Genomic DNA, 18468 nt, shown 5'->3' with positions numbered 1-18468 from the left:
GGCTATCCGGTCCCTGCCTTGTAGCCCACGCCCCGCACGGTGAGGATGATTTCCGGGCGCTCCGGGTCCGGCTCGATCTTGGCCCGCAACCGCTGGACGTGCACGTTGACCAGACGGGTGTCGGCCGCGTGCCGGTAGCCCCAGACCTGCTCGAGCAGCACCTCGCGGGTGAAGACCTGACGTGGCTTGCGGGCGAGCGCGACCAGGAGGTCGAACTCCAGCGGAGTCAGCTTCACCTCCTCGTCGTTGCGGCTCACGGTGTGCGCCGGCACGTCGATGGTGATCTGGTTGTCGGGCGGCCCGATGGTGAGCATCTCGGGGGCCACGTCCTCGCCCCGGCGCAGTCGGGCCCGCATCCGGGCCACCAGCTCCTTGGGCTTGAAGGGCTTGACCACGTAGTCGTCGGCGCCGGACTCCAGGCCGAGCACGACGTCCACGGTGTCGCTCTTGGCGGTAAGCATGACGATGGGCACGCCGGACTCCGCCCGGATCGACCGGGCGACGTCGATACCGCTCATACCAGGGAGCATGAGGTCAAGCAGCACGATATCGGGACGACTGTCGCGAAAAGCGGCCAACGCCCGCTCGCCGTCCGCCACAAAAGAGGGCAGGAAACCCTCACTGCGCAGCACGATGCCGAGCATCTCGGCGAGCGCGGGGTCATCGTCGACCACCAGTACGCGGGCTCTCATGGGATTAATATTGCATCCTCATTCAGTTCGGTGGGACCGGCGTCCGCCGGTAACGCTTCGCTGGCACCATGATCCCCCTTCGGCGCCGTCCGGCGCCACCGCAGGCTGGGGCGATCCGGCTGTCGCCATCCGGACGACTGTCAGCCGAACAGCCCACGCCCCCAGTGGTCCCCGCCGTCGCGTACCCCGGGCGGGCAGGCGAACACCCCGCTGGAGACGTGTCGCAGGTACTCGTTCATCACGTCGTGCCGGGCCAACTGGGTCTGGACCGGCACGAACTGGCGGCGTGGATCACGCTGGTAGGCGATGAAGAAGAGGCCCGCGTCGAGCCGGCCGAGGCCGTCCGAGCCGTCGACGAAGTTGTAACCCCGGCGCAGCAGCCGGGCACCGCTGTTCCGGCTCGGGTGGGCCAGCGCGACATGGGCGTGCTCGGCGATCACCGGCTTCCCGTCCGCGCCACGCGCGGCGAAGTCGGGCTCGTCGAACTCGTCGCTCCGACCGAGGGGCGCGCCGCTGCCCTTGGTACGACCGACGATCTCCTCCTGCTCGGCGAGGGAGGTCCGGTCCCAGGTCTCCACGAGCATCCGGATCTTGCGGGTGACCAGGTACGAGCCTCCGGCCATCCAGTCCGGCCCGTCGCCCGGCTGCACCCACAACTGGTCACGCAGCAGGTCGGTGTCCTCGGCCTTGAGGTTGGCCGTGCCGTCCTTGAACCCGAAGAGGTTGCGCGCGGTGGCCTGGTCCCGGGAGGTCGACGAGGTGCGGCCGAAGCCGAGCTGCGACCAGCGGACGCTCACCACGCCCATGCCGAGCCGGGCCAGGTTGCGGATCGCGTGCACCGCCACCTGCGGATCGTTGGCGCAGGCCTGCACGCAGAGGTCGCCGCCGGAGAGCTGCGGCTGCAACGCGTCGCCGGGAAACTTCGGCAGCTCGGCAAGGGCGGCGGGCCGACGGTCGGCAAGGCCGAAGCGGTCCCGCCCGTCGGCGTCGCGGAACAACGTCGGCCCGAAGCCGATGGTGAGGGTGAGCTGCGACGGAGGCAGGCCGAGCGCCTCACCGGTGTCGTCCGGTGGGGCCTCCGGCATCCCGCCGACCGCGCCCAGCACCCCGGCGTCGCGCCCCGCGGTCATCCGGGCGGCGGCGGCCGACCACTCCTCGAGCAGTCCGACAAGCCGGGCCCGGTCCTTGGTGATCACGTCGAAGGCCACGAAGTGCAGCCGGTCCTGCGCCGGGGTGACGATGCCGGACTGGTGCTCACCGTGGAACGGCACCGCCCCGGCCGGATGGTCGCTCGCCGCGGCCGGGCCATGGGAGCCGTTCAGCAACGCCCCCGCGCCGGCCGCCACTCCGGCGACCCCGGCCACCCCGGCGCCGGCCAGGGTGATCGCCCGGCGCCGGGTCAACCTGCTCCCGCTCATCGATTCGACTCTCTCTGCCAGTTGGTCACTTGGCGACGGCCGCGGCGACCTTGCTGATCGGCTCGGCGAGCGCGTTGATTCCGTCGGAGAGCTCCTTGAGTTCGGCCTTGCTCAGCGCGGTGTGCAGCTTCCACCCGTCGCCGTCGCGGTGCTTGCCGAGCAGCCCCTCGACGTTCGTGAACTCGGCGTCCAACTGCGTGACCAGCTCCGGCGAGCGCTGCTGCAGCGCGGGGCGCAGGGCGGACACGGCAGCCTTGGAACCTTCGAGGTTGGCGGCGAAGTCCCACAGGTCGGTGTGCGAGTAGCGGTCCTCCTCGCCGGTGATCTTGCCGCTGGCGACCTCGTCGAGCAGTTCCTTGGCACCGTTCGCGAGCTGGAGCGGGGAGAGCTTCTCAGCGTTCGCCTTGGCCACGATCTCCTTGACGTCGACGAGCAGGCGGTCGGCGATCGGGCCGTCCTTGCTGATGTCGCCGGACTGCCAGAGGTCCTTCTCGATCCGGTGGAAGCCGGTGAACTCCATCCCCTCCTCGATGACCTCCTCGCGGCCGTCGATCTTGGGGTCGAGGTCGCCGAAGATCTCGGCGACCGGCTCGATCCGCTCCCAGTAGGTGCGGGCGACCGGGTAGAGCGCCTTGGACTTCGCGACATCGCCGGCCTTGACCGCGCCGACGAACTCCTCGGTCTTGTCCAACAGCGCGGTGGTCTGGCTCTTGACGTAGCGCTGGTAGTTGTCGGTGGCGTCACCCAGGGCGGCGTCGGCGGTGAGCGGCTGCGCCGACCCGCTGACCTTGAGCGCGCCCCGGATGCCCTTGCCACTCATCCCCGGCTTGCAGGCCGTCTGGTACGTGCCGGCCGGCAACTCCACGTGCAGCTCGCGGCTCAACCCGGGGGCGATGTTCTCCACCTCGCCCATCACGCGGTCGCCGTCGGCGTACACGTAGAACTCGGTCACCTTCGCGCCGGAGTTGGTGATCTTGAAGGTGGCGGTGCCGGCGCCCAGGTCGGTCGAGCCGACCTCACAGGCGGTGTCGCTGGCCTTGACCACGATCGGGCCGCCGGCCGAGGCCTGGTCACCCTTGTCGGCGTCGGAGCAGGCGGCCAGACCGGCCGTCGCCAGCACGCCGGCGGCGGCCAGCGCGAAGAACTGGGTGGTACGCATCTGAGCTGTCTCTCCTCGTGGGTCAGGCACGCTGCGGCGTGGACGCCGCCTCGGCCTCGGCCTCGGCGCCGGTGTCGGCCCCGCGCTCGGTGACGGTGGTGGTGGTCGCGGTGGGTGCCGGCTTACGCCGGGCCGGTCGCAGGAAGAGCAGGAGAACGGGCACGGCGTACGCGACCCAGGCGATGGTCTCCAGCACGGTGGGCGCGGGAGTCACGTTGAACATGCCGGCGAGCAGTGCCGCGTACCAGGTGCTCGGGTCGAGCGCGCTGGTGATGTCGAAGGCCAGGTCGTTCAGGCCAGGCAGGACGCCGGCCTCCTGGAAGTCGTGCACGCCGTACTTGAGGATGCCGGCGGCGACCAGGATCAGCAGCGCGCCGGTCCAGGTGAAGAACTTGCTGAGGTTGATTCGCAGCGCGCTGGCGTAGAGCAGCACGCCGAGGACCACGGCGGTGACGATGCCGCCGATCAACGCGAGCAGCGGCCCGCTGTCGCCGGCCGCGCCCTGGGCCGCCGAGTAGAAGATCAACGCGGTCTCCAGGCCCTCGCGGATCACCGCGAGGAACGCCATGCCGGCGACCGCGAGGGACCCGACGGCCAGCGCCTCGGTGAGTTTGCCCCGCAGCTCGCCGGCGATGGTCCGGGCGGCCCGGCGCATCCAGAAGATCATCCAGGTCACGAAGACCACGGCGGCGACCGACGTGATCGCCTCGAACAACTCCCGATCCTCGGAGCGGGACAGCAGCGAGGTCGTCGTGTACTCGATCAGCCAGCCGAAGAGCACCGAGAGCGCCACGGCCAGGCCGACGCCCATCCAGACCTGCGGCAGTCGGTCCCGGCGCTGCGACTTCACCAAAAAGGCGACCAGGATACTGACGACCAGGGTGGCTTCCAGCCCTTCCCGCAGACCGATCAGGTAGGTGGCGAACATCCGGGCTCCGAGTAGGTTAGGCACGCCTTGGCTGGCTTAGGGCAGGCTCACCTTCCTCCTGCTCAGGGCCGCCGTCAAGTCGTCCACGACAAGTTCACTAAGCGCGGGACGAGGCCGGACGCCTACCCGGCAGCCGGCAGGTCACCGGCCGGCTGTGGCAGGATCCCCGCCGTGAGGGGATTCCTGCCGTGGTTGACGGTGCTGGCCGTGGTGCTGCTGCTCAGCGCGCTACGCCTGCGGACGCTGGCCACCGTCGTCTCGGTCGGCTGGCTGGTCTGGTGCGTCTGGACCTGGTTCCGCCCCACCCGCCGCAACTGACCGCCCGCCCCCGCGATCTTGCACTTCCTCAGGAGGTCGGGGTGGTGCGGGGACGACGAACCGGGCCGGCTGCGAACAGCCGACCCGGTCCGGAGATGTCGATCAGTAGCGGTAGTGATCCGGCTTGAACGGACCCTCCGTGGAGACGCCGAGGTACGCGGCCTGCTCCTTGGTCAGCGTGCTCAGCTTGGCGCCGAGCGCGCCGAGGTGCAGCCGGGCCACCTTCTCGTCCAGGTGCTTGGGCAGCACGTAGACGCCGATCGGGTACTCCTCGGTCTTGGTGAAGAGCTCGATCTGGGCGATCGTCTGGTTGGCGAACGAGTTCGACATGACGAAGCTCGGGTGCCCGGTCGCGTTGCCCAGGTTCAGCAGGCGGCCCTCGGAGAGCACGATGATGGCGTGCCCGTCGGCGAAGCGCCACAGGTCGACCTGCGGCTTGATGTTGACCCGCTCGACGTCGGAACGCTTGGCCAGCCCGGCCATGTCGATCTCGTTGTCGAAGTGGCCGATGTTGCCGACGATGGCCTGGTGCTTCATCCGGGCCATGTGCTCGTTGGTGATGACGTCGAAGCAGCCGGTGGCGGTGATGAAGATGTCGGCCTGCTCGACAACGTCGTCCAGGGTGGCGACCTGGTAGCCGTCCATCGCGGCCTGCAACGCGCAGATCGGGTCCACCTCGGTCACCACGACCCGGGCGCCCTGGCCGCGCAGCGACTCGGCGCAGCCCTTGCCCACGTCGCCGTAGCCCATGACGACCGCCATCTTGCCGCCGATCAGCACGTCGGTGGCGCGGTTGATGCCGTCGATGAGCGAGTGCCGGCAGCCGTACTTGTTGTCGAACTTGCTCTTGGTCACCGAGTCGTTGACGTTGATGGCCGGGAAGAGCAGGGTGCCCGCCCGGTGCATCTCGTAGAGCCGGTGCACGCCGGTGGTGGTCTCCTCGGTCACGCCCTTGATGCCGGCGGAGATCCGGGTCCAGCGCTGGCCGTCCTCGCCGAGCGAGCGGTGCAGCAGCTCGAGGATGACCGCGTACTCCTCGGAGTCGGCGGACTCGACCGGCGGGACCGCACCGGCCTGCTCGAACTCGGTGCCCTTGTGCACGAGCAGGGTGGCGTCGCCGCCGTCGTCGAGGATCATGTTGGGGCCCTGCCCGTCCGGCCAGGCGAGCACCTGCTCGGTGCACCACCAGTACTCCGGCAGGGTCTCGCCCTTCCACGCGTACACCGGAACCCCGGCCGGAGCCTCGGGGGTGCCGTTCGGGCCGACGACGATCGCCGCGGCGGCGTGGTCCTGGGTGGAGAAGATGTTGCACGACGCCCAGCGCACCTGCGCGCCGAGCGCGACCAGCGTCTCGATCAGGACGGCGGTCTGGATGGTCATGTGCAGCGAGCCGGTGATCCGCGCGCCGGCGAGCGGCTGCGCCTCGGCGAACTCCCGACGGATCGCCATCAGGCCGGGCATCTCGTGCTCGGCGAGTTGGATCTCTTTACGCCCGAACTCGGCGAGGGACAGATCCGCCACCTTGAAGTCGCCGTCGGCGAGCGTGCTCGGCCGGGCCTCGGACGGCGTGCCGCTAGCGGACGCCGGGAGGGTGCTGGTCATGAAAGCTCCTGTCGAACGATGTCTACGCCGACCCTCCACCTTACGCGCGTCGGCGACGGGCATCAGGCACGGTCCGCGGACAGCGCACGGGGCGGTCGGTGATGGACGGACCTTCCCGCCCACGTCCCGCCCGCCCCGTGCATCCCCCCGGTTTGGTTCCCCCGCACGTTCTCGGACCGTCGTCGCGATAACGCTGCGTACTCATAGAGTCACACTCGGGCAGGATGGCGTCAAGCTATTCCGGGAAAGTCGGACTTGTGTCGTTCTCCGGTGCGGAGGTCAGCGCAGCCCGGACGTCGCCACGTACGCCAGACCTGCGCCGTCGATCCGCAGCGGCCCTCCGGACGCCGTACCGATCGCCGCCTCGCCGGACGCCAGCGTCAACGCGCCGGCACCGTCGTCCACGGTGATCGAGCCGCCAGCGCAGAGCACCACCCGGGGGCCGGGCACCGACAGCGTCACCGACGGCACGGCCGCGTCGACCCGCACCCGGTGCAGCGCGAAATCGTCAACCGGCACGGGCCACCAGTCAACGCCCGGACCGACCGGCTGCGCGGCCCGCACCGGATCGTCGAGCACCTCGAAGCGCAGCACCCGCAACAACTCGTCGACGTCCACCCGCTTCGGGGTCAGGCCGCCGCGCAGCACGTTGTCGCTGGCCGCCATGATCTCCACTCCGCAGCCGCTCAGGTAGGCGTGCAGGTTGCCGGCGGGCATCCAGATCGCCTCCCCCGCCACCAGGCGCACGTGGTGCAACAGCAGCGCGACGAGCGCACCCGGATCCCCCGGGTACGCCGTCGCCAGCCGGCGGGCCAGCTCCGCGTCCGGGCCGTCGGCAGACGCCGCCACCACGGAGGCCAGCAGGTCGTGACGGTTGGCGACCGGCCAGCCGAGCAGCGTCCGCACCGCCGTCCGCAGCCCCGCCGGCCCGGCCCGCAACGCGGCGACCACCGGCGTCAACGCCGGTACGCCGAACGCGGCGAGCGCCTCGGCCGACTCCGCCGGATCCCGGAACCCGCACAGCGCCTCGAACGGGGTGAGCGCGACAAGCAACTCCGGCTTGTGGTGCGGGTCGGAGTAGTTGCGCTGCCCCTCGGGACGCCCCGCCTCCGCCGCGTAGCCGGCCCGCGCCTGCTCGGCGTCGGGATGGGCCTGCAGGCTCAGCGGAGCGTCGGCCGCGAGCACCTTGAGCAGGAACGGCAGCCGACTGCCGAACCGCTCGGACACCCGCTGGCCGAGCCACTGCCCTGGTTCGTCCCGCACCAGGTCACAGAGGCTGACCCGCAGACCGGCGCGATCGACGTGGGCCGGGGCGCCCGGGTGGGCCCCCAACCACAGCTCCGCCTCCGGGCCCGCGCTGGGCACCGGCCGTCCCTGGAGGAGGGCGAGGGCCGAGCGGGAACCCCAGGCGTAGTCCCGGATCGGACCGTACAGTGGCTCCACCCGTCAGCCCCCGGGCCGCCCGGCCGCCTCGCCCGACCCGTCCTGCGGCTGCGGCACGGCGGTGTCGGCGGCGGCACCGGTGCCGGCCTCGGCGGCGGCGGCGCTGTAGACGTCCGGCTCCAGATAGATCACCCGGGCGATCGGCACCGCGGCGCGGATCCGCGCCTCCACCGCGTTGATGCCGCGCGCCAGGTCGTGGGCGCTCTCCCACTCCGGAACGGCGATCTTCGCGGCCACCATCAGCTCTTCCGGGCCCAGGTAGAGCGTCTTCATGTGGATGATCCGCTCCACCTCGGGCCCATCGGTGACGGCCCGCTCGATGGCGGCCAGCTCGGACGCCTCGGCGCCCTCACCGAGCAGCAGGCTCTTCGTCTCGATGGCCAGCACGACGGCGATGACGACAAGCAGGATGCCGATCATCGCGGTGCCGGCGGCGTCCCACTCGCCGTTGCCGGTGAACAGCGTCATGGTGACGCCGAACAGGGCGAACACCAGACCGACAAGCGCGCCGAAGTCCTCCAGCAGCACCACCGGCAGCTCCGGCGCCTTGGCCCGACGGATGAAGCGCACCCAGGACTGGTTGCCCCGGACGTGGTTGGACTCCTTGATGGCCGTCCGGAAGGAGAACGACTCCATGATGATCGCCGCCACCAGCACGACCACCGGCAGCCAGTGCCAGGACTCGATGCCGCCCTTGTGCTGCCACTTGTGGTACGCCTCGTACAGCGCGAACAGGCCGCCGATGCTGAACAGCACGATGGAGACGATGAACGCGTAGATGTAGCGCTCCCGGCCGTACCCGAACGGGTGTTCCGGGGTGGCAGCGCGCTTCGCCCGCTTGCCGCCGAGCAGCAGGAGCCCCTGGTTGCCGGAGTCGGCGACCGAGTGCACCGCCTCGGCCAGCATCGACGACGATCCGGAGAGCAGGAACGCAACGAACTTGGTGACGGCGATGCCGACGTTGGCCAGCAGGGCGGCGACGATCGCCTTCGTCCCACCGTTGGCGCTCATGCCACCGCTCCGCTTCGCCGCACGAAGCCGCCCGGTCCGCGCATGGCGCGCCGCCCCCTACGTTGGTTCACTGGTTCGACAGCTCCTTCATTTCGGTGATGGCCGGAACGGCCATCGGGTCCAGCCCGTGGGCCAGCGCAAGGTAGATCGAGGCGAAATCCGGAACGGCGATCAGCGACGCCAGCCGCTCCAGGGCGGACCCGCCCTCGGCGGTCACCACGTCGCACCGCACGCCACGGCGCTCCGCGAGGGTCTGCACCGCGTCCGCACGGCGCTCCTCGACGGCGAGCGGCTCGTCGGTGTCGTCCTCGGCGTTGAGCCCACCGTCGCGCAGCAGCACCAGCCGCAGCCGGGTGCCCTCGCCGTCGTCCTCGGCCGGGTCGGCGAAGATGTCCCGCTCCCCCTCGGCCAGGCCGCCGAAGACGCCGTCGAGCAGCCCGACGCGACCCCGCCCGGCCTCACCCAGCGCTCCGGTGACCACCGGGTAGCGGGCGTTGGCCGACAGGGTGTCGCCGAACCGGCGGGCGGCCACCGTGGCCAGCGGGGACGAGCCCCAGACGATCGGGATCGAGCCGGCCAGACCCAGCGCCAGTGACTTCGCCGGGTTGACGAAGGACTCGGCCGCGGACCGGCAGCGGTCGGCGTCCGCGTCGAGCCGGGCGGCGGTCTCCGCCAGGTCCGCCTCGTTGACCTTCACGAGCCCCAGGGAACGGGCGGCGAGCAGGACCGGCACGGTGAGCGCCCAGAGGCTGGCCCGGGCCGGGGCACGCCGGGGCACCGGGATGAACGGCGCCCGCGCCTGCTCGGCGATCGACTGCAACCGCGAGTCCGGGGCACCCACGGCGACGAGCCGGGCACCGCGCCGGTGGGCGGCCTCGGCCGCGCCGAGCGCCTCCGGGCTGCGTCCGGACGCGCTCACCGCGATCACCACGTCGGCCGCGCCCACCCAACCGGGTACGCCAGCGGAGCGGTGCCCGATGATCGGGACCGGGCAGCGCGGCCCGGCGACAGTGGCCAGCACGTCCCCGGTACGCCCCGCCGTGCCGATGCCGGCGATCACGACGGCTCGGGGCCGCCCGTCGTCGGCGAGCACCGCCAGGTTCGCCTCGGCCGCCAGTGCGGCGCTCTCCCGCACCTGCGCACCTGCCGACGCCGTGTGCCGGAGCATGCCGCCCGGGTCGGCCTCGGCCAACGCCTGCGGGTTGTCGAGCAGGGCCTCGTCGGCGTCGCGACGCCCGCTGACCCCGGCCGTACCGTCGATCATGAGGACTGCCCGGGGCCGCCGCGCGCCTCGTCGAGCAGCAGCACCGGCACGTCGTCGCGGACCTCGAAGATCCGGCCGCACTCCGTGCAGGTCAACGTCTGCGCCTCGGCGTCATAGGTGAGCGGGGCGTGGTGCGTGTCCGGACAGGCAAGGATCTCGAGCAACTGCGGATCCAGGGCCATGGCACGGCTCCTTCCACGTGTGCGGCTTGACCGACGGCGGTGCCGACCGGCGCAGGCGATCTTATCGGCGAACGCGGTCGAGCACGTCGTCCCGGAGCGAGACCATCCGATCCTGGGTGGCCGCCTCGACGTTGAGCCGCAGCAGCGGCTCCGTGTTGGAGGCGCGCAGGTTGAACCAGGCGCCATCGGGGAAACGCAGGGTGAGCCCGTCCATCTCGTCGGCCACCGCGTCGGGGTACGCGGCGCGCACCTCGGCCACCGCCGCGGCCTGGTCGACCACCGTCGAGTTGATCTCGCCGGAGGCGATGTAGCGCTCGTACTCACCGGCGAACACGGACAGCGGGAGCGACTGCTCGCCCAGCGCGGCCAACGTGTGCATCGCCGCGAGCATCCCGGTGTCGGCGAACCAGAAGTCCCGGAAGTAGTAGTGCGCGGAGTGCTCGCCGCCGAAGACGGCGTTGGTACGGGCCATCTCCGCCTTGATGAAGGAGTGCCCGACCCTTGCGACGACGGGCTTCCCACCGTGCTCCCGGATGATCTCCGCGACCGCGTTGGAGGTGATCAGGCCGTGGATCACCGTCGAACCCGGGTGCTTGGCCAGCTCACGGGCGGCGACGAGTGCGGTGATCGCCGACGGTGAGACCGGCTCGCCGCGCTCGTCCACCACGAAGCACCTGTCGGCATCACCGTCGAAGGCCAACCCGATGTCGGCCCCGTGCTCGACCACCGCGCGCTGAAGGTCGACCAGGTTCGCCGGGTCCAGTGGGTTGGCCTCGTGGTTGGGGAAGCTGCCGTCCAGTTCGAAGTAGAGCGGAACGATCTCCAGCGGCAGCGCTGACAGGGCCGCGTCGCCCAGCACGGTCGGAACGGTGAAGCCACCCATGCCGTTACCGGCGTCGACGACCACCTTCAACGGCCGGATGCCCGAGAGGTCGACCAGCTTGCGCAGGTAGCCGGCGTAGTCAGGGAGCAGGTCACGCCGCTCGGCGGGCCGGGTCGGCGCGCCGGCGGGACGGGCGTCGCCCGAGTCCAGGAGGGCCTGGGCCCGCTCCCGGATCTCGGCCAGACCGCTCTCCTGGCCGATCGGGCGGGCGCCGGAGCGGCACATCTTGATGCCGTTGTACTGCGCGGGGTTGTGGCTGGCGGTGAACATCGCGCCGGGCAGGTCGAGCGAGCCGGACGCGTAGTAGAGCAGGTCGGTGGAGGCGAGGCCGATCTCGATCACCGAGCGCCCCTCGGCGCGTACGCCGGCGGCGAAGGCGGCGGCCAGGCCGGGCGAGGTGGCCCGCATGTCGTACCCGACGACGACCGCGTCGCCCGGCTCGTCGGTGGAGTTGAGCAGTTGGGTGAAGGCGGCTCCCAGTGCCTCGGCGACCCGTTCGTCCCACTGGTCCGGCACCGTCCCGCGGACGTCGTACGCCTTCACAATCTGGGACAGATCAGACACGTGTTCCACTCCTTGGCCGCAGGTTAGACACCGATCCTGAGCCTAACGGAGCGGCCGGCCCGTACTCCGCTCAGCCGGGGAGCCGGGGAATGAACACGGTGTGGCCGCCCTCGTCGGTCGGCGGGTCGCCGGGCAACTGCCGACCGTCGGGCCGACCCGGCATCGGCTGCGTCGCCTCCGGTGCCGGGGCGGAGGGCTCTGGCCGGGTGCCGTAGACCCCACCGGCTGCCGGACGCGGAGACGGCACCGCACCCCAACCGGCGGCCGGCGGCTGCTGGCCGTACACCTGACCGGGGCGACCGGGCGCGGCCGGCAACCCACCCCCGGCGCGGTAGGTGGTGCCGCCGGGGTTGCCCGGCAGGGTGCCGGGCCCGTCGTCGGACGGCTTCCGGTCCTGCCGCGAGCGACGGATCAACAGCACGATGAGCAGCAGTCCGACCGCCACCAGCACGATGCCGAAGAACATCACCGGCGATCCGCCTCCGGACGATTCGGCGGCGGTCGGCGTGGTGGTCGGCGCGCCTGACACGCCGCCCTGCGCCGCCGGGTTCACCGCCTCGTCGACGGTCGCGACCTCGGTCGGGCTCGGGGTGGGCGTCGGCTTCTTCGACGCCGACGGAGTCGGCGACGGAGTGACCCGCGCGCCGGTCAGCCGCGCCGCGTCGGTGCCCCGACCCAACTCCTGGCCGGCGGCGCTGACCCCGGCGCCAGTGACGACGAGGCGCCCACCCGGGGCGCCGGCGGCGAACGCCACCCGGTAGCGCACGGTGATGCCCTTGCCCTTGCACAGGGTCGGCTTCAGGGGCGACGTCTGCGCGGTCGCCACGCTGCCGGCACCGCCGGTGACGGCCACCGGGAACCAGCGCCCACCCGCGTTGACCTCGACCGCCACCTGGTTCGGCTGGAGACCCTCCAGGCGGAAACCCAGCGCGGTACGCAGCAGGACGCACCCGTCGGTGCGCTTGCGCACAGCGACGTTGACCCCCTGAGCGGAACCACCGGCGGCGAAGCTGCTGGCCGCGCCCACCCGGACCGAGTCCTGATCGGCCAGCGCCGGCGACGCACCGAGCATCACCAGGCCGCCCGCAAGACCGCAGACCGCCGCGAGCCGTGCCACGCGTCGACGCACTGTCATGATCACCTCACCGTTCTCCCCGGGTGGGGTCCGCGGGTCAGGCTACTACCGGCCCACCCACCCCATCGGTTATAGAGCGGCCCGGATGTGTGCGGCGTTACGGTTTACCGCCCCTGCTGGTCGCCGGGCTGACCAGCCGATCAGCCTGCCGATTCGGCCGATCCGTCGGCCTGCTCCGCCAACCGGCCGGCCTGCTCCGCCTCCGCGAGGGCGTCGCGGCACAGTCGGTCGGCGGTTCGGGTGGTCTCCGGCAGGCGGTAGCGCGGCGTCAACGCGAGCACCTGCGCGGTGGCGTTCTCCAGGCTCATCCGATGGCCGACGCTGACGAAGACCGGCTTCACCCCGTCCCGGGTCCGCAGCACCCGACCGACGACGTCACCACCGTCACGCAACGACGACCAGGAACCCCGCTCGACCGACGGCGGATCCCACGACCCGACAAGTGGCGTCTTCCCCACCCCGATCGCGGGCAACCCGGTGACCACCCCGAGATGGCACGCGAGCCCGAACCGGCGCGGATGCGCCAGCCCGTGCCCGTCGCAGACCAGGAGGTCCGGGATGGTGGTCAGGCGGTCGAGCGCGGCGAGCAACGCGGGCAACTCACGGAAGGCGAACAGCCCCGGCACGTAGTCGAACGCGGGTCGCCCCACATCGACCGCGGAGTCCACCACGGCCAACGTCCGGGCATCCAGGACCGTCACGGCCGCCGCCAGAAGGTCACCACCCTCGGCGTACGCGACGTCCAGGCCGGCCACCGTCGCGGGCGCGCTCGGCCCCGGCCCGACCAGGTCCACCAGCGGCCGCAACTCCTCCTGTACGGCGATCGCCTCAGCAACACTGCCCGGCCCCGTGGTCCCCCGTGTCCCTGCGGTGCGCGCTGTCCCTGGGGTGCGCGCTATCCCCGCGGTGCGCGCGGCCCGCCATGATCGACTCGGCTTCACGGAAGTCGGGCTATCCCTCGGACCCAGATGCCCCGATTTCAAGAAACCGGAGTCGATCACCCTCGGCCCGGGACGTCGGCGCCATCCCCGGCGGCCCCGCCGTCCGGGCCACCCTGGGCAGGGTCGCCGTCGGCCCGACCCCGGATCGCACCCAGGCCGAACACGAAGGCAATGCCGAGGGCCACACCGAACGCGACGCCACCCTTCGCCCCGAACACCGGAATGCCGATCGCCAAGCCGATCAGGATGCCAACGGGCCAGGCCCAGAGATAGGACTTGTCGCTCTGCGTACCGGATCTCGCCATGCGTCGATCTTATTCGGCCCCGCCAGAGCTACGCCCCGCCGATCGCCGCTCACGACAGGGCGACCCACAGGTCAGGCAAGCCCAACTCGTCGCGAATCCCCTCGACCCAGCGGCCAACCCATGGGCGCCGCCGTCGGCCACAAGCCCGGCCGCCTCGTCGAGCAACTCACGGGCAGCTTCCCGATCACCGTCGGTCGCGCCAGATCCGCCACTCCGATCACATTCGCGGCGACTCCCGCAGCAAAGGAGACGGACGTGCGGGACCGCCCGCGGGCCGACCGGACGGCTACGGACCACCGGCGCTGGCACCTGGCCCGAACATGGCTCGGATGCTGTCCTCGGCGGGCAACGATGTGCCCCCGCTGACGGTCTCAGCCACTCTCTCTGCCGTCGCCCGATCGACGGTTTCGAAGCGATCGACGTTTCGATAGTCGTTGACGAAGCGCACGACCAGAGCCGGATCGAAGGCCCAGCGTCCGCTACGGTGATCCCAAAGAATGGCGTTACCTGCACCTACGTCCATTACGAAGAGTCCGGCTGGACCTCCGACCCTCTCGTCATTCCGGTAGATCACGTAATACGTCAACAATTTCTTTCTCCAACTTGATGACGACGTCCGCTGCTATTGGGAAATCGGAGACATTCAACCCCAACTCATGCACCACCTGCGAGAAGCTGGTCCCTTGACGATCAAGCCACGACCGATACTTCTGCCAGGCATCTCCGTTCCGGCTCAACCACTTGGCAAAGCTTGCATCCTTGGTCGGGAAATGATCCTCCAAGCCGGACGGGACGGACTCCGACATCCGGCGCTCACGGTTCGTGGCAAGCATCCGCAGGAACGCGTGCACATGCTCTTCCGGCCGGCTAGAGACCCGGCGCAGAATCTCGTAGTCGCCGTGAGTCTGCATCCACGCCTCCCGCGAGTCACGCGTGTGCAGCTGCAATTCGACGAGGAACCCCTCGGGGGTTCGCAGGGTGCAGTTGAATCCGTAGAACCTGTTACCTGCCCGCCAAAAGTTCTTGAGATCCGACTGTGGGATGACGAACCCGGCTTCCGCTAGGCCCGCAAGCACCAACTGAACGCCCCGCCGATAGCTCGCCCCTGGTGGCATCTCGAACAGGAACCGGAGGACGTCGTTGACCGTCTGCGAGAATTCCTCGACCCCAATATTCAGACCTCGCGCCTCATCGACGAACTTCCGTGCCAACGAACCCAGACCTTTGACGCGGAAGCGGCGGTCATGCAACTGCACCGGCTCTGTGAGGCCCAGAGCCTTCGTCACGTTCCACCCGACCCGAGTCAGAGTCTCTTCGACTCGATCGGCGATCGCAAGTGCGCTATGTCGAAGCTCCGTCAGAGCCGTCAACTCGCCTGGTGTGAGTTGCGCCAACTCAACGGCTGTATCACCCGGCTCCTTCGCTGCGGTCGGATCACCAGCCGGCTTGTCCGGCGACCACGGAGCCGAGCCCGGGCCGTCGAGGAGCAGGTACATCCGGTTGATGTACGGGTCGCCGTGGCTGCCGTCGTCGTACGTCGGCGGGTGATCGGGCAGGTCGGGCCGCTCGCTGAACCGGCCCCGGGGCAGGCCGCCGAGGGGCATCGGTCGGCCGTCCCCGCTGAGGATCAGCGCGTCGATGCCGACCACGTCGGGGTAGAGCGGCCGGTCCCGGACCACGCCGTTCTGCGGGTCGACGTAGAGCACCGTGCCGTTCTGGTTGAGCGCCACCCACGCGTGTGAGCCGCCGTGCGCCCACTCAGTGACCAGGAATGAGTAGCTGCCGTGGCCGCCCAGTAGCAGTTGGTCGTGCAGGTTGCGGTAGCCCCGGTCGGCGGCCTGCCGTGCCTGCGCCGCGTCAGTGGGTTGACCGGAGGCCGGGGCGAGGAGTTGCTGGAAGCGCCCGCCGGTCACGTCCTCGACCCGGCCCGGGCCGCCCGCCTCGCCGCGGATGGGACGCCGGATGTCACCTTCGAGGTAGCCGTCGAAGGTACGTGGCGCCGACACGCGGGGCCGCCCGTGCACCCACGTCTCGAACAGCGACAGCGTGCAGTCCAGGCAGTTGATGCCCCGGGTGGCGTCGGCGGCGGGACCGCCGTCGTTCAGGAGCCGGAACCAGCCGCCCTGTCGGGGGTCGGCGGTGCGGGGGACGGTGCCGTCGGGCTCGCGGGGCATCTGCCGTTCGACGTCGACCTGGTGCAGGGCGAGCGGTGGACGGAGTCCTCCGGGTTGCCCGTACGGCCGGGAGTCGTCGATCGGCGGCGGATAGTCGTCGCCGGTGAGCCGGGAGGGGCCGGCAGTCTCCACCGCGCCGAGCGCGAGCGCGCCCACGTCGCGGTTGGCGTGCTCGAAGGTGGCGCTGATGTCCACGACCGACGGGGCCGTGGTGCCAGCCAGCACCGCGTCTGCCAGGTCACGCCATTCGGAGTACGCGCGGGACTCCTCGTTCGCGGCACGCTGCCAGCCGTCGGACCACTCGCGGTTGCCGGCCTGGTGCAGTTGTCGGGCGTAGGTGGCGTACTCGACGGCTCGGCGATCGTGCTCCACGGCACGGGTGCGCAGTCGGGCGGCCTCGGCCTGCCGGCGGTGGGCCTCGAACCCGCGCCGCAGTGCTTCGTAGTGGTCCTGGTAGCGCTGCCGCTCGGCGGCTTCCGCCGCGGCGGCCCACTGCGCCGCGTACGAGTCGTTGGTCTCGGGCTCGCGCACCGACGGGGCACCGAACGCGGCCACGTCGACGGGGATCGACGCCCTTCCCCGAGCCGGATGGTCGGGCGCTCGCACCGGCGGTGGCGTCTGCCGCGGCGGAACACGCGACGGCACGGCGAATCGACCCACCACCGGTGGGGCGGGGGCGACGGGCGGCGGAGCGTTGGTGGTGGTCGGGACGCCGAAGGTGACCGGCGCCGCCAGGCCGGGGGTGATCGTCGGTGCGGAGGGGCTGGTCGCCGGAGCCCAAGCGGTCGGTGCGGAGGTGGTGGCGTGCGGCGAGTTGCCGGGGTGGACCGGCGGTACACCTGTGGCAGCCGGACCGCCGCTCGATTCGAGGGGGCCGGCGACGGGCGCGGCAGCCGAGGAGAGCCTCGGATCGGCGGCCGTCGCCGACAGCCTCGGATCGGCACCGACCGCAGACGCTGCCGGGTCGCCAGCCACTGCCGACGTGGCGGAATCGGCAGCCATCGCCGAGGCGGCCACGTCGGAGGCGGCCACGTCGGAGGCGGCCACGTCGGAGGCGGCCGAATCGGCAGCCACCGCCGAGGCGGCCACGTCGGAAGTGGCCGGGTCTGCGGGCGCTGCCGAGAGCGTGCTGTCGACCGTGACCTGGTGCGGGACGCCCGCTCTCTCCCCGAACGGCCCGCCCGTCGACGGCGTCGCCTCGGTCGGGCGTACCGAACTGTCCACCACGTCCACGTCGGACATCGCGCCAACCGGCATCGGTGCCGACGCGACGGCCTCAGTCGCCTGCACCGGAACGCCGCCAGACGTGACCACACCACCCGAAGCCACACCACCCGAGGCCACACCACCGACAGCCCCCACAGCGGCCGCATCCCCCGCGACCGGCAGCACGGACGGGAGGGAGGGACCCGCGAGCGATGCTCCGGCGAGGGCGTTGGCCTGCGCGTCGAGCCGGGCGCGTAGCGCGTGGTCGGTCTGCCCGGTCGCCGAACCGGTGGCCCCGGACGCGGCGGCACGCGCCACGTCCTCCATCGAGGTCAGGCCCTGACCGGTGGCCAGGCGCGCCGCGTTCTCGGCGAGCACCTCGCCGGTCATCTCGCGCCCGAGGTGCTCCCCCACTTTCGCCGCTCGCCCGGTCGCGTGCCGGCCCAGGCCGGCCAGCGGCGCGACCGCCCCGCCAGCCAGCCCTCCGACCGCGGAGGCCCCGAGATCGGTCAGGTCCAGGCCGTGTGCCCGCCCGGTGGAGTTCTGGTACGCCTGTGTGGCAAGGGTGACCCCGGCCTCCTCGGTGGCCTCCTCCAGCCCTCCACGGGCGGCCCGCTTGGCGAGCCCGCGTGCACCCCCTCGGCCGACCTCCTTGGCGGCCCGCTCGCCGGCCTCCTTGAGCCCGTGTTTGAGGGTTTTGCTGGCCAGTTGGCCCATCAGCCGTTTGAAAATCTGTTGAACCAGCAGCCGCGTCGCGGTGATCGCCGCGCCGGCGACCGGGGTGGCGGCACCGGCGGTCAGCACGGCCGCCACCGCCACGGTGAGCAGTTCGACGACCAGGATGCCCAGCTCGATCCAGACTTCCAGCTTGGCGCCCTCAATGTCGCAACCGCACTCCTCGACCAGTCGGCCCAGGTCTGCCGTGACCGCGAGCAGCACGGGCAGCGGGGCGTCGGCGCCTTCGGCGATCCCCCGCCAGGCAGCCTCGAACGCCGCGTCGACCGACCCGACACCGCCGTAGCCGCTGTGCACCTCGGCGGCGGCCGCGGCCGCGTCGGCGTGCGGCCCGGCGAGCACCGAGGCGATCGCGTACCACTGGTCGGCAACGTCCCAGACGGCGCGCTCGTTGCCCTCCGGCCACTGCACGCCGACCACCCAGTCGAGGGCCTCGTAGATCCAGCCGGGCACGTCCCACGGGGTGTGGTCCAGTGGGTGCGGGATGGGACTGGGCAGCACGCTCATC

At 71.3% G+C, this 18468-nt stretch carries 15 protein-coding genes; 1 reads left to right on the top strand and 14 read right to left on the bottom strand.

The window, feature by feature from the left end:
• Positions 1-2 precede the first annotated feature (2 nt).
• The 4 genes from mtrA to efeU all read right to left on the bottom strand — a co-directional run bounded on the left by mtrA (position 3) and on the right by efeU (position 4197).
• Positions 3-692, bottom strand: coding sequence for an MtrAB system response regulator MtrA (mtrA, locus tag ACQP0U_RS05070; RefSeq protein ID WP_030331519.1), 690 nt, complete (start codon positions 690-692; stop codon positions 3-5).
• Between the two features lie 140 nt (positions 693-832).
• Entirely contained in the window at positions 833-2110 is a 1278-nt protein-coding gene (gene efeB, locus ACQP0U_RS05065) for an iron uptake transporter deferrochelatase/peroxidase subunit (RefSeq protein WP_433316191.1), read from the bottom strand.
• Between the two features lie 25 nt (positions 2111-2135).
• A complete protein-coding gene (gene efeO, locus ACQP0U_RS05060) occupies positions 2136-3269 on the bottom strand; it encodes an iron uptake system protein EfeO (RefSeq protein ID WP_433316189.1) in 1134 nt (377 codons plus the stop codon).
• 22 nt (positions 3270-3291) lie between these two features.
• On the bottom strand, positions 3292-4197 hold the full coding sequence (gene efeU / locus ACQP0U_RS05055) for an iron uptake transporter permease EfeU (RefSeq protein WP_433316187.1): 906 nt from the start codon (positions 4195-4197) through the stop codon (positions 3292-3294).
• 171 nt (positions 4198-4368) lie between these two features.
• On the opposite strand from efeU, the gene ACQP0U_RS05050 reads away from it, so the two are divergent.
• A complete protein-coding gene (locus ACQP0U_RS05050; protein ID WP_433316186.1) occupies positions 4369-4515 on the top strand; it encodes a hypothetical protein in 147 nt (48 codons plus the stop codon).
• Positions 4516-4617: 102 nt separating this feature from the next.
• Here ACQP0U_RS05050 and ahcY read toward each other — a convergent pair whose 3' ends face one another.
• The 10 genes from ahcY to ACQP0U_RS05000 all read right to left on the bottom strand — a co-directional run bounded on the left by ahcY (position 4618) and on the right by ACQP0U_RS05000 (position 18467).
• Positions 4618-6117, bottom strand: coding sequence for an adenosylhomocysteinase (gene ahcY, locus ACQP0U_RS05045; RefSeq protein ID WP_433316184.1), 1500 nt, complete (start codon positions 6115-6117; stop codon positions 4618-4620).
• A 279-nt stretch (positions 6118-6396) separates the two neighbouring features.
• On the bottom strand, positions 6397-7560 hold the full coding sequence (gene manA / locus ACQP0U_RS05040; protein ID WP_433316182.1) for a mannose-6-phosphate isomerase, class I: 1164 nt from the start codon (positions 7558-7560) through the stop codon (positions 6397-6399).
• Between the two features lie 3 nt (positions 7561-7563).
• Positions 7564-8571 carry a cation diffusion facilitator family transporter gene (locus ACQP0U_RS05035; RefSeq protein WP_433316180.1) on the bottom strand — a complete coding sequence of 336 codons (1008 nt, stop codon included), beginning with the start codon at positions 8569-8571 and terminating at the stop codon, positions 7564-7566.
• 67 nt (positions 8572-8638) lie between these two features.
• A complete protein-coding gene (locus ACQP0U_RS05030; RefSeq protein WP_366610435.1) occupies positions 8639-9835 on the bottom strand; it encodes an SIS domain-containing protein in 1197 nt (398 codons plus the stop codon).
• A complete protein-coding gene (locus ACQP0U_RS05025; RefSeq protein ID WP_091394023.1) occupies positions 9832-10017 on the bottom strand; it encodes a Trm112 family protein in 186 nt (61 codons plus the stop codon). Before ACQP0U_RS05025 ends, ACQP0U_RS05030 begins: the two co-directional genes overlap by 4 nt.
• Before the next feature lie 61 nt (positions 10018-10078).
• Positions 10079-11464, bottom strand: coding sequence for a phosphomannomutase/phosphoglucomutase (locus ACQP0U_RS05020; protein WP_433316178.1), 1386 nt, complete (start codon positions 11462-11464; stop codon positions 10079-10081).
• A gap of 70 nt (positions 11465-11534) precedes the next feature.
• Entirely contained in the window at positions 11535-12599 is a 1065-nt protein-coding gene (locus tag ACQP0U_RS05015) for a hypothetical protein (protein WP_433316176.1), read from the bottom strand.
• 140 nt (positions 12600-12739) lie between these two features.
• Entirely contained in the window at positions 12740-13405 is a 666-nt protein-coding gene (locus ACQP0U_RS05010) for an endonuclease V (protein ID WP_433316174.1), read from the bottom strand.
• Positions 13406-13596: 191 nt separating this feature from the next.
• Positions 13597-13845: a hypothetical protein gene (locus tag ACQP0U_RS05005; protein ID WP_433316172.1), complete on the bottom strand. Its 249-nt coding sequence runs from the start codon at positions 13843-13845 to the stop codon at positions 13597-13599.
• A gap of 557 nt (positions 13846-14402) precedes the next feature.
• Entirely contained in the window at positions 14403-18467 is a 4065-nt protein-coding gene (locus ACQP0U_RS05000) for a toxin glutamine deamidase domain-containing protein (RefSeq protein WP_433316170.1), read from the bottom strand.
• Between the last annotated feature and the right edge of the window lies 1 nt (position 18468).

The sequence above is a fragment of the Micromonospora sp. CA-269861 genome, from assembly GCF_050948505.1.
Classification (GTDB): domain Bacteria; phylum Actinomycetota; class Actinomycetes; order Mycobacteriales; family Micromonosporaceae; genus Micromonospora.
Note: the sequence above shows the minus strand (reverse complement) of the source record. Positions and strands in the feature narration are given on the sequence as shown.

Coding starts and splice junctions, on each gene's coding strand:
- mtrA (WP_030331519.1), bottom strand. CDS start 692: ATGAGAGCCCGCGTACTGGTGGTCGACGATGACCCCGCGCTCGCCGAG.
- efeB (WP_433316191.1), bottom strand. CDS start 2,110: ATGAGCGGGAGCAGGTTGACCCGGCGCCGGGCGATCACCCTGGCCGGC.
- efeO (WP_433316189.1), bottom strand. CDS start 3,269: ATGCGTACCACCCAGTTCTTCGCGCTGGCCGCCGCCGGCGTGCTGGCG.
- efeU (WP_433316187.1), bottom strand. CDS start 4,197: ATGTTCGCCACCTACCTGATCGGTCTGCGGGAAGGGCTGGAAGCCACC.
- ahcY (WP_433316184.1), bottom strand. CDS start 6,117: ATGACCAGCACCCTCCCGGCGTCCGCTAGCGGCACGCCGTCCGAGGCC.
- ACQP0U_RS05035 (WP_433316180.1), bottom strand. CDS start 8,571: ATGAGCGCCAACGGTGGGACGAAGGCGATCGTCGCCGCCCTGCTGGCC.
- ACQP0U_RS05030 (WP_366610435.1), bottom strand. CDS start 9,835: ATGATCGACGGTACGGCCGGGGTCAGCGGGCGTCGCGACGCCGACGAG.
- ACQP0U_RS05025 (WP_091394023.1), bottom strand. CDS start 10,017: ATGGCCCTGGATCCGCAGTTGCTCGAGATCCTTGCCTGTCCGGACACG.
- ACQP0U_RS05015 (WP_433316176.1), bottom strand. CDS start 12,599: ATGACAGTGCGTCGACGCGTGGCACGGCTCGCGGCGGTCTGCGGTCTT.
- ACQP0U_RS05005 (WP_433316172.1), bottom strand. CDS start 13,845: ATGGCGAGATCCGGTACGCAGAGCGACAAGTCCTATCTCTGGGCCTGG.
- ACQP0U_RS05000 (WP_433316170.1), bottom strand. CDS start 18,467: ATGAGCGTGCTGCCCAGTCCCATCCCGCACCCACTGGACCACACCCCG.